Genomic DNA, 10533 nt, shown 5'->3' with positions numbered 1-10533 from the left:
AAATCAAGGGGCTGATCAGCGCCAGCGTCGACCGCGTGGATGCGGGCAGCCGCCTGGTGGGCGAAGCCGGTCAGACCATGAACGAGGTGGTCGGCTCGATCCGCCGTGTGACCGACATCGTCGGCGAGATCAGCGCGGCCGCAGGCGAGCAGAGCGACGGCATCGGCCAGGTCAACACCGCTGTCAACCAGCTGGACCAGATGACGCAGCAGAACGCGGCGCTGGTCGAGGAAAGCGCGGCAGCTGCCGAGAGCCTGAAGGACCAGGCGGCCCGGCTGGCGCAGGTCGTGTCGATTTTCAAGGTCGATGGCGCCATCCGCGCCACGGGCGCCCCCGCCCAGCCGGCGGCAGCACCCGCTGCCTCTGCGACCCGCGCGACCACCGCACCCGTGCAGGCGGCCCGGGCCCCGGCTTCGGCACCGGCCAAGGCGACCGCGAGCCCGGTGGTGCGTGAACAGCCGTCCAAGGCATCGGCCGCAGCACCGCTGACCACCGCCACCCGGGCTCCTGCGCCCGCTGTGGCCCCGGTGTCTCCCGCCAAGGTGGTGACCAGTGCCAGTGCCAATACCGAAGGCGACTGGGAAAGTTTCTGAAGCCAATACCAACCTTCCGGCGAGTCTCATCATGTGGATCCGGTCCTTTATGCGTTACTTTTCCATCCGCTTCCGAATGATCGGCGCCATCGGCGTCGTGCTGGCCCTGCTGTTCGTGGTGGGCAGCGCCGGCCTGTGGGGCATGCAGCGCATGCAGGCCCTGAGTCAGGAGTTTGTCGATCACGCCTTCCATGAGACCGTCGAGCTGTCCAAGCTGCGACTGGCCATGGCGGACCTCAGCCGCCACGAGAAGGACATGGTGATCCACTATGAATCGCCCGAGCAGCTGTCGCTGGCGAACATGAAGTGGGAGAAGACCCGCGACGAGATCGGCCAGCTGATGCTGGCCCTGCAGCAGGGCGAGGCCGACGAGGACAACGCGGTGCTGCAGCAGATGAGCGCCAAGCTCAAGGACTACTCGGCGGCGGTCGAACCCACGGTGGCCAACATCAAGGCCGGGGGGTACGACAGCGCCACCGTGGCCAACCGCATGCTGGCGCGCGCCCACGACCGCTACGCCGAACTGCAGGCCGACATGAAGAAGATCGAGGCCATCATCTCGGCGGAAGCGGCGGCGGTCCAGGCCGAGCAGGTCGGCACCGGTCAGCAGACCATGCTGCTGTTCGGCATCGCGGTGGCGGTGGCGGTGCTGGTGGTGGTGCCGACCACCCTGGCCAACATGCAGAGCATCTGCCGCCCGCTCGACCAGGCGCAGCGCCTGGCCATGGCCATCACGCGCGGCGACCTCACCCAGTCGGTCGCGGTGGAAGGCAAGGACGAGCTCACGCAGCTGATGTCGGCGCTGGGCGAGATGCAGGCATCGCTCGTGCGCATCGTCAGCCAGGTGCGCCAGACCACCGACAGCATCGGTGTGGCCAGCGCGGAGATCGCCTCGGGCAACCAGGACCTGTCCAGCCGCACCGAGCAGGCCGCCTCCAGCCTGCAGCAGACCGCCAGCAGCATCGACCAGATCACCAGCACCGTGCAGCAAAGCGCCGAGTCGGCGCGCCAGGCCAGCGAGATGGCCCAGGCCAACGCGGCGGTGGCGGCGCGCGGCGGCGAGGTCGTCGGCGAGGTGGTGGCGACCATGCAGGAGATCAACCACCGCAGCCAGAAGATCGGCGACATCATCGGTGTGATCGACGGCATCGCCTTCCAGACCAACATCCTGGCGCTCAACGCAGCCGTCGAGGCGGCGCGCGCGGGCGAACAGGGCCGCGGTTTTGCCGTGGTTGCCGGCGAGGTGCGCAGCCTGGCGCAGCGCAGCGCCGAAGCGGCGCGGGAGATCAAGGGCCTGATCGGCGCCAGCGTCGAGAAGGTCGAGGCCGGCACGCGCCAGGTCACCGAGGCCGGCACCACCATCGGCGAGATCGTCGCGAACGCGCAGAGGATTTCCGATCTGATCGGTCACATCACCACGGCGGCCAACGAGCAGAGCCAGGGCATCGGGCAGGTCAACGGCGCCGTGGGGCAGCTCGACCAGATGACGCAGCAGAACGCCGCGCTGGTGGAAGAAAGCGCAGCGGCGGCCCAGAGCCTGCAGGACCAGGCGCAGAAGCTGGCCGGTGTGGTGGCCACTTTCCGGCTGAGTGCCGGTTGATTTAGGTAGAGAGAAACATTCATGTTGAATCAGATGAGTCTTCGCGGCCGCATCCTGCTGCTGGTGGTGGTCGCGGTGCTGGGCATCGCGGTCATGGGTGCGCTGTCGGTGGTGCAGACCAAGCGCCAGCTCACCGACGCCCGCCACGGTCAGCTCGTCACGGCGGTCGAGTCGGCCCACTCCATCGTCGAGGGCTTCCGTGCCATGCAGACGTCCGGCAAGCTCGGCGCCGAGGCGGCGCAGGCAGCGGCCAAGGCCGCGGTCGCGCATGCGCGCTACGGCGAGGGCGGCAAGGAGTACCTCTACATCTGGTCGCTCGACGGCGTGGGCGTGATGCACCCGATCAAGCCGGAGTGGGATGGTCAGAACATGGTCGGCAAGGTCAAGGACGGTGAGGGCGCCGACGTCATCGCGTCCCTGGTCAACGGCATGCGCCAGAGCACCGACGGCCGGGCCTTCGTGCAGACCAATTTCCCGCGCCCGGGCGACACGAAATCGGTGCCCAAGCTGCAGTACATCATGAAGGTCGATGGCTGGAACTGGATGGTGGGCTCGGGCCTGTACACCGACGACCTGGACGCCATGGTGTGGCGCACCCTGGCGGTCAACGGTGCGCTGGCGCTGTCGGGGCTGCTGGTGATCGCCGGCATCGGCTGGCTGACGCTGCGCAGCGTGATGCGCCAGATCGGTGGCGAGCCGGCCCTGGCGGTGTCGGCGATGCGTTCGGTGGCCGATGGCGACCTGACCGTCACCCTGCCCCGTGTGCCCGCTGGCAGCCTGCTCGCGGCGCTGGCCGACATGATCGCCTCGCTGCGGGGCACCGTGAGCCAGGTGCGCACGGCGACCGACAGCATCAGCACCGCCAGCACCGAGATCGCCTCGGGCAACCAGGACCTGTCCAGCCGCACCGAGCACACGGCCAGCAACCTGCAGGAAACCGCGGCCAGCATGGAAGAACTGACCGGCACCGTGCGGCAGAGCGCCGAGTCGGCGCGCACGGCGACCCAGCTGGCCGAGGCCGCAGCGGGCACCGCACGCCGCGGCGGCACCGTGGTGGGCGAGGTGGTGCACACCATGCGCGAGATCAACGAGAGCAGCCGCAAGATCAACGACATCATCGGCGTGATCGACGGCATCGCGTTCCAGACCAACATCCTGGCACTCAACGCAGCCGTCGAGGCGGCGCGCGCGGGCGAACAGGGCCGCGGCTTTGCCGTGGTGGCCGGCGAGGTGCGCAGCCTGGCGCAGCGCAGCGCCGAGGCCGCCAAGGAGATCAAGGGCCTGATCGGCACCAGCGTGGACCGCGTGGAGGCGGGCACGCGCCTGGTCAGCGAGGCGGGCCAGACCATGGACGAGATCGTGGCCAGCGTGCAGCGCGTGACCGACGTCATCAGCGAGATCGGTGCCGCCACAGGCGAGCAGAGCCAGGGCATTGCCCAGGTCGGCTCGGCGGTGGCCCAGCTGGACCAGATGACGCAGCAGAACGCGGCGCTGGTGGAAGAGAGCGCCGCCGCGGCCCAGAGCCTGCGGGACCAGGCGCAGCGGCTGGCTGGCGTGGTCGCCACCTTCCGCCTGTCGGCCTGAGCGCGGTTTTCGGAAGTTCCCGCCGTCCTGCCGGGGCGGTGGTCTGCCTATACTGGCCCTCTGTCGCACCGCCCGCGCCGAGAGGACCGCCATGAACGCCCGCCTGCCCGCTTCCGCCCTGCCCCTGGAACCGCAAGCCCTGCAATCGCAGGTCGACGCCGCCTGGCGCGAATCCATCGTGCCCGAGCTGCAGCGCTACATCGCGGTGCCGGCCAAGTCGCCGATGTTCGACCCCGACTGGGCGGCCCACGGCCTGCTCGAACGCGTGCTGCAGAACGCCGCAGACTGGGTGCGCGCGCAACAGGTGCCCGGCCTGCAACTGGAAATCGTGCGGCTGAACGACGCCCAGGGCCGGCCGCGCACGCCGGTGCTGTTCTTTGAACTGCCGGCCAGCGAAGGAAAGGACGGCACGCCCGCCCCGGCGTCTGGCCAGACCGTGCTGATGTACGGCCACCTCGACAAACAACCCGAATTCAACGGCTGGCGCAGCGACCTGGGGCCGTGGACCCCTGTGATCGACGACGGCAAGCTGTACGGCCGCGGTGGCGCCGACGACGGCTATGCCATCTACGCCGCCATCACCGCCATCCAGGCGCTCAAGGCCCAGGGCGTGGCGCACCCGCGCATCGTCGGCCTGATCGAAACCTCGGAAGAAAGCGGTTCGGCCGATCTGCTGCCCTATGTGGACGCGCTGCGGTCCCGGCTGGGTGATGTCGGACTGGTGATCTGCCTGGACAGCGGTGCCGGCAACTACGACCAGCTCTGGCTGACCACCAGCCTGCGCGGCATGGCCAGCGGCGTGCTCAAGGTCGAAATCCTCACCGAAGGCATCCACTCGGGCGACGCCTCGGGCCTGGTGCCGTCGAGCTTCCGCATCATGCGGCAGGTGCTGGACCGGCTGGAAGACAGCGGCACCGGCCGCCTGCTGCCGGCCAGCTTCCACTGCGAGGTGCCGGCCGAACGGCTGGCGCAGGCGCAGGCCACGGCCGCCATCCTGGGCGACGAGCTGTTCAAGCGCTTCCCCTGGGCACACCACGACTGCGGCGGCGCCACCGTTTCGGCCCTGCCCACCACCACCGACCCGGTCGAAGCGCTGCTGGCGCGTACCTGGCGGCCCACGCTGTCGGTCACCGGCGCCGACGGTTTCCCGGACATCGCCAACGCCGGCAACGTGCTGCGCCCGTACACCGCGTTCAAGCTCAGCCTGCGCCTGCCGCCGCTGGTCGAGGCCGCGCCCGCCGTGCAGCAGCTCAAGGCCCTGCTGGAAGACAACGCGCCCTACCAGGCCAAGGTGATGTTCGAGGGCTTGAGCTCGGCCACCGGCTGGAATGCGCCCTCCACCACGCCGTGGTTCGAGCAGGCGCTGCAGGACGCCTCGCAGGCGCACTACGGCGCCGCCTGCGCCACCATCGGCCAGGGCGGCACCATCCCGCTGATGAACATGCTCAGCCAGGGCTTCCCCACCGCGCAGATGATGGTCTGCGGTGTGCTCGGCCCGCGCAGCAACGCGCACGGCCCCAACGAATTCCTGCACCTGGACTACGCGCGGCGCCTGACGGCGTCGGTGGCGCAGGTCATCGCCCGCATGCCCTGACGGCGCGCCGCCCATGTCCGACACCACCCAGGCGCCCTTCACCCTGCGCGACGGCCTGAACATCGCGCTCTACGACTGGCCCCTGCCGTCGCGGCAGCGGCCGCGGGCCGTGGTGCTCATCGTGCATGGGCTGGGCGAACACGCCTGGCGCTACGACGCGGTGGCACAGCGCCTGAACGAGTGGGGCTTCAGCGTGCGCGCCTACGACCAGCGCGGCCACGGCGACTCGGGCGGTGACCGCGGGGTGCTGTCGGACGACGACGACCTGCTGGCCGACCTGCAGGAGCTGGTGGACGACACGCGCCGGCACATCGCCGAACCCTGGGCCTGCCCCCTGGTGCTGCTGGGCCACAGCATGGGCGGCCTGGTGGCCTCCACCTTCGTGCAGCGCGGCATCGAGCTGGTGGATGCCCTGGTGCTCTCGTCGCCCGCGCTGGACACCGGCATGAGCGCGTTCCAGCGCCTGCTGACCCGGCTGCTCTACCGCTGGGCACCCGACCTCACCGTGCCCAACGGGCTGGACCCGAGCGGCATCTCCCACGACCCGGCGCAGGTGGCGGCCTACCAGCGCGACCGGCTGGTGCACAACCGCATTTCGGCGCGGCTGGCGCGCTTCATCGACAGCAACGGCCCGCGCGTGGTGGCGGCCGCGCCGACCTGGCAGGTGCCCACGCTGCTGATGTACGCCGGGGCCGACCGGCTGGTGCGGCCCGAGGGCAGCCGCGCCTTTGCCGCGGTCGCGCCGAAGGGGCTGGTGCACAGCCGCCGGTTCGATGGGCTGTTTCACGAAATCTTCAACGAGACCGACCCCTCGGCGGTGTACGCCGAACTGCGCGCCTGGCTCGACGCGCACATTCCGGCCTGAGGCTCAGCGCCGGCCCATCAGGCCGCCGAGCATGCCCATGAGGTCGCCCGCATCCAGACCCCCGGCACCACCGCGCTGACCGCCGCCGAGCAGCGAACCGAGCGCGTCCAGGCCGTTGTCCGGCGGCACCTGCCCCTGGGGGGTGAGCTGGTCGATCAGGCCGGGCAGCAGGTCGGCCATGGTGCCGGCGGCCTGCTGCTGGCTGCCCCCGAGCTGGCGGGCGATCATGTCCATCAGGTCCGGGCCCAGGGCGCTGCCCAGCGCGTCGGGCGAGACCGGCTGGTTGGCCCCCGTGCCGACCCAGGAGGAGGCGGCGTCGCCCAGGCCGGCCTGCTGCAGTTTGGCCAGGATGCCCGAGAGCCCTCCCGCGTTGTTCATCAGCATGCCGATCAGACCGATCAGCAGCTGTGGGTCCAGACCACCGGGGCCGCCCTGCGCCGGCGGGTTGTTCTGCTGTCCCCCGAAGGCGGCGTTGGTCGCCGCGCTCACCAGTGAATCCAACAGTCCCATGCGAGCGCTCCTTTCAATGCGTGGCGTCCGGCGCCGACCGGGGCCGGTTCAGGCCGGATTGTGGGCCGCGCGCCGAAGCCAGGCAAGCCAGCCCAGCGCCAACCCGGTGAGGGCCACGGGCGCCAGCGAACCCAGGTTCAGCAGGGCCCAGCCCTGGGTGGTGACGAGGGCACCGGAGGCGAACGAGGTGACCGCCATGGTGGCAAAAACGAAAAAATTGATGGCGGCCTGTGCGCGGTCTTTTTCCTCAGGCCTGTAGGCCTGCAGCGACAGCGTGGTGCTGCCGGTGAACAGGAAGTTCCAGCCCACGCCCAGCAGGAACAGCGCGATCAGGAACTGGTGCAGGTCCACACCGGTGAGCGCGATGGCGATGCAGGCGGCGTTGAGCAGCACCCCCACGCCCATGATGGTCAGCACGCCGAAGCGCTTGATCAGGTGGCCGGTGAAGAAGCCGGGCGCGAACATGCCGATCACATGCCACTCCAGCACCAGGGCTGCGTCCTCGAACTCGAAGCCGCAGACCTGCATCGCCAGCGGCGTGGCGGCCATCAGCAGGTTCATCACGCCGTAGCCCAGCGCCGCCCCCGCAGCGGCCACGATGAAGACGGGCTGCCGCATGATCTCCGACAGCGGCCGGCCGGTGTCGGCGTTGGCCTTCTTCGGCGGCAGTGGCGGGAACTTCATGAAGGCCATCACCGCCATCGAGACCAGCGCCACCACCGCCAGCGCGAGGTAGGCGCCTGCGAACGGCACTTCCAGCAGGTTGCGCGTGCGGCTGGCCAGGTTGGGGCCGAGCACCGCGCCCACCAGACCGCCGGCCAGCACCAGCGACACCGCCTTCTCGCGGTAGTCGGGTGCCGCCAGTTCGGCGGCGGCGAAGCGGTAGAGCTGGCCGTTGGCGCTGTAGTAGCCGGCGATCACGGTGGCCGCCACCAGCAGCCAGAAGTTCTTGTCCATCGCGGCCCACCAGCACAGCAAGGCCGAGCCCAGGGCGACCAGCAACCCGATCTGGAACGAGCCCTGGCGGCCGAAAGCGCTTTGTGTGCGCGCCACCAGCGGGGTGGACAGCGCGCCGCCGACCACATAGCCCATCACCGGCAGGGTGGCCATCCATCCCAGCGGGGCCAGCGAGAGCCCCACCAGCCCGTTGATGGCGATGAAGACCACGTTGTTGGTCAGGAACAGGCCTTGCGCGGCGGCCAGCAGCCAGAGGTTTTTGTTCATAAGTCAGCGTTTATACAAGGTGGCGGCGCCGCGCCGCACGCCACCCTGAACGCGGCTCAGGATTGCGGCCGTGTCACGGCGACCAGGCGCATCCCCTTGCCGCGGCTGAGAAAGTACTCGCCTTGCGGACTGATGACCACCGCGCGGTGTGCCGCAGGGTCCGAGAAGTAGCGCCACCCTTCGCCGGCCTGGCCGGCGCCCGCTGTGGTGGGCACCACCTGCATGCCGTGATCGAAGCCCTGGGCGGAACGGTTGGAGCGGCTGTGGTGGGAATCGTCACGGTGCTGCGCCGACCGCTGGGTTGGCTGGTCATCGCGCTGGTGTTCGCCGGCCGTGGCCAGCGATGCGGTGGTGGCCAGGGCCAGGCAAGCGGCGCCAGCGAGAAGCAGGTGCTTGTTCATGGTGAACTCCTTCGTGCGTGGCAGTCGGTATTGACTGTGGAACGCAGTCTGTGCCGGTCCGCCTGTACCCGCGCTGAAGGGTTCGTTCAGCGGTCGTTCACACCTGGGCGATCACCAGGGCCGCGAGCGCCGCCGTTTCCGCCCGCAGGATGCGGGGCCCCAGCGTGACGGGCACAAAGCCCGCGGTGCGGGCCAGGGCGTCTTCCTGCGCAGACAGTCCGCCTTCGGGGCCGCTGAGGAAGAGCACCGGCGTGTGGGCCGGCTGCTCGCGCAGCACCTCCGCCAGCGGGCGTGTGCCGTCCGCCAGCGAGAGCACGCAGCGCAGCGGGGCGATGTGCCCGCTGTCACGCAACCAGGCGGCCACGTCGGCCACCGGCCGCACCGCCGGCACGCGGTTGCCGCCGCACTGTTCGCAGGCCGCGACCGCGACCGATTGCCAGTGACCCTGCTTCTTGGCCGCACGTTCGCCACTGAGGCGCAGCACGCTGTGCGCGGTGTGCAGGGGCTGCAGGCTGGCCACGCCGAGTTCGGCGGCCTTTTCGACCAGCCAGTCCATGCGCTCGTTGGCCGGCATGCCCATGGCGAGGTGCACGCGCCTCGCCGGCTCGCGCTCGACGTCTTCAAACGCGCCGACCTTGACCGCGACGTCGCTGCGGCCCATGCGCAGGATGGTGGCCGACCACTGGCCACCTTCTCCGTTGAACAGGGTGATCGCATCGCCGGGCTGGTGGCGCAGCACCTGCACGTGGCGCGCGGCAGCGGCCGGCAGTTCCAGCTCGGCGCCGGCGCTCAGCGGGATGGGGCAGTGAAAGCGGGGCACGCTGGAACGGCTCAGACGCGGCCGAAGGCGAAGCCGCTGGCCGCCTGCAGGCCTTCCACTTCGTCGATCAGTTTCAGCAGCGGGCCGAGTTCCCGGTAGCGGTGGGCGGTGGCCCGGATGTAGGCGATAAAGCGCGGCGCATCGGCCAGGTACTTCGGTTTGCCGTCGCGCAGTGTCAGTCGGGCGAAGATGCCGGCCACCTTCAGATGACGCTGCAGGCCCATCCACTCGACCGCGCGGTAGAAGGCGCCGAAGTCGCTGTGCCAGTCCTCGAAGTCCATCAGCCCGGCCTTGCGCGCCTTTTCCCAGTAGCGCACGGTGATGTCGATGACGAAGTCTTCTTCCCAGGTCAGGAAGGCGTCGCGCATCAGGCTGGCGATGTCGTAGGTGATGGGGCCGTGCACCGCGTCCTGAAAATCGAGCACGCCCAGCTGCTGCGCGGGCGTGGTGCCCGGGTGGGAGGGAATCATCAGGTTGCGCGGCATGAAGTCGCGGTGCACGTGCACCGTGGGCGCTGCCAGGTTGCGCGCCACGATGGTGTCGAAGGTCTTCTGCAGCGTGCCTGCGATCATGCCTTCGACCTTGACCTGTCGATGCTGCGCGAGGTACCAGTCGGGAAACAGCTGCAGCTCGCGGCGCAACAGGGCTTCGTCGTAGGGCGGCAGTTCGCCCGGCTTCGAGGCCAGCTGCCAGGCCAGCAGCGTGTCCACCGCCTGCAGGTAGCGCGCATGGTTGGCCTGGGGGTGGTCTGCGTCGATCCGCTCCATCATGGTCTGCGTGCCCAGGTCGGGCAGCAGCATGAAGCCCCGGGGTTCGTCCCAGGCCAGGATGTCGGGCACCAGCAGGCCGGCGGCCTTCATCAGGCCCGCCACGTGAACGAAGGGCGCGCAGTTTTCCTTGTCGGGCGGTGCATCCATGACGATGCGGCTGCCGCCGTCGACGGTGTCCACGCGCAGGTAGCGGCGGAAACTGGCGTCGGCCGAGGCCGGGCGCAGCGTTTCGGGGCGCAGGCCCTGGGCCGTGGCCAGCCCTTGCAGCCAGTGGTCGAAGGCGGCGTGGCGGGCCGGATCGGCCCAGGTGACTGCGGGGGTGTTCGGCGTCATGGAAGCGGGGGGAGACGGAGGCGCCGACGTGCTGGCAGGCCGGGCGGGTGGCATAGGATAATGGCCGGAGATTCTACAAATCCCCCTTGCCGTTGGTCACCTCCGCCGGCAGTCCGAGGCCCGGTCGATCGACAGCGACGGGGCATGTGCCACCGAAATCAGAGACGGCCGTTTCGCCACACACCGCCTTGAAACCTGATTCCTCCTCCCTGAACAGCCCCGCCCGTCTGCCGCGCATG

10 protein-coding genes are annotated in these 10533 nt (G+C 69.7%); 5 read left to right on the top strand and 5 right to left on the bottom strand.

The window, feature by feature from the left end:
* From HPS01S_RS18580 to HPS01S_RS18560, 5 genes are all read left to right on the top strand, one after another.
* The coding region (locus HPS01S_RS18580) for a methyl-accepting chemotaxis protein (protein WP_255284250.1) at window positions 1-593 on the top strand (593 nt) is incomplete at its 5' end.
* 49 nt (window positions 594-642) lie between these two features.
* Complete coding sequence (locus HPS01S_RS22385; protein WP_279512605.1) at window positions 643-2193, top strand: methyl-accepting chemotaxis protein; 1551 nt, start codon at window positions 643-645, stop codon at window positions 2191-2193.
* A gap of 33 nt (window positions 2194-2226) precedes the next feature.
* Window positions 2227-3777, top strand: coding sequence for a methyl-accepting chemotaxis protein (locus tag HPS01S_RS18570; protein ID WP_133157964.1), 1551 nt, complete (start codon window positions 2227-2229; stop codon window positions 3775-3777).
* A gap of 91 nt (window positions 3778-3868) precedes the next feature.
* Window positions 3869-5371: a M20 family metallopeptidase gene (locus HPS01S_RS18565; RefSeq protein ID WP_066159525.1), complete on the top strand. Its 1503-nt coding sequence runs from the start codon at window positions 3869-3871 to the stop codon at window positions 5369-5371.
* 13 nt (window positions 5372-5384) lie between these two features.
* Entirely contained in the window at window positions 5385-6236 is an 852-nt protein-coding gene (locus tag HPS01S_RS18560) for an alpha/beta hydrolase (protein WP_066159522.1), read from the top strand.
* A 3-nt stretch (window positions 6237-6239) separates the two neighbouring features.
* Here HPS01S_RS18560 and HPS01S_RS18555 read toward each other — a convergent pair whose 3' ends face one another.
* The 5 genes from HPS01S_RS18555 to HPS01S_RS18535 form a co-directional block, all read right to left on the bottom strand.
* Window positions 6240-6746, bottom strand: coding sequence for a YidB family protein (locus HPS01S_RS18555; RefSeq protein WP_084397519.1), 507 nt, complete (start codon window positions 6744-6746; stop codon window positions 6240-6242).
* 48 nt (window positions 6747-6794) lie between these two features.
* Window positions 6795-7970, bottom strand: a complete 1176-nt coding sequence (locus tag HPS01S_RS18550; protein WP_066159520.1) for an MFS transporter — start codon at window positions 7968-7970, stop codon at window positions 6795-6797.
* A gap of 56 nt (window positions 7971-8026) precedes the next feature.
* On the bottom strand, window positions 8027-8371 hold the full coding sequence (locus HPS01S_RS18545; RefSeq protein ID WP_066159517.1) for a hypothetical protein: 345 nt from the start codon (window positions 8369-8371) through the stop codon (window positions 8027-8029).
* A gap of 97 nt (window positions 8372-8468) precedes the next feature.
* Window positions 8469-9191 carry a 16S rRNA (uracil(1498)-N(3))-methyltransferase gene (locus HPS01S_RS18540; RefSeq protein WP_066159514.1) on the bottom strand — a complete coding sequence of 241 codons (723 nt, stop codon included), beginning with the start codon at window positions 9189-9191 and terminating at the stop codon, window positions 8469-8471.
* An 11-nt stretch (window positions 9192-9202) separates the two neighbouring features.
* Window positions 9203-10294 carry an aminoglycoside phosphotransferase family protein gene (locus tag HPS01S_RS18535; protein ID WP_084397517.1) on the bottom strand — a complete coding sequence of 364 codons (1092 nt, stop codon included), beginning with the start codon at window positions 10292-10294 and terminating at the stop codon, window positions 9203-9205.
* Window positions 10295-10533: the final 239 nt, after the last annotated feature.

The sequence above is a fragment of the Hydrogenophaga pseudoflava NBRC 102511 genome (assembly GCF_001592285.1).
GTDB classification, from domain to species: domain Bacteria; phylum Pseudomonadota; class Gammaproteobacteria; order Burkholderiales; family Burkholderiaceae_C; genus Hydrogenophaga; species Hydrogenophaga pseudoflava.
Note: the sequence above shows the minus strand (reverse complement) of the source record. Positions and strands in the feature narration are given on the sequence as shown.

What these genes read in the sequence shown, in the direction of transcription:
- HPS01S_RS22385 (WP_279512605.1), top strand. Translation starts at nt 643, where the DNA reads ATGCGTTACTTTTCCATCCGCTTCCGAATGATCGGCGCCATCGGCGTC.
- HPS01S_RS18570 (WP_133157964.1), top strand. Translation starts at nt 2,227, where the DNA reads ATGAGTCTTCGCGGCCGCATCCTGCTGCTGGTGGTGGTCGCGGTGCTG.
- HPS01S_RS18565 (WP_066159525.1), top strand. Translation starts at nt 3,869, where the DNA reads ATGAACGCCCGCCTGCCCGCTTCCGCCCTGCCCCTGGAACCGCAAGCC.
- HPS01S_RS18560 (WP_066159522.1), top strand. Translation starts at nt 5,385, where the DNA reads ATGTCCGACACCACCCAGGCGCCCTTCACCCTGCGCGACGGCCTGAAC.
- HPS01S_RS18555 (WP_084397519.1), bottom strand. Translation starts at nt 6,746, where the DNA reads ATGGGACTGTTGGATTCACTGGTGAGCGCGGCGACCAACGCCGCCTTC.
- HPS01S_RS18550 (WP_066159520.1), bottom strand. Translation starts at nt 7,970, where the DNA reads ATGAACAAAAACCTCTGGCTGCTGGCCGCCGCGCAAGGCCTGTTCCTG.
- HPS01S_RS18545 (WP_066159517.1), bottom strand. Translation starts at nt 8,371, where the DNA reads ATGAACAAGCACCTGCTTCTCGCTGGCGCCGCTTGCCTGGCCCTGGCC.
- HPS01S_RS18535 (WP_084397517.1), bottom strand. Translation starts at nt 10,294, where the DNA reads ATGACGCCGAACACCCCCGCAGTCACCTGGGCCGATCCGGCCCGCCAC.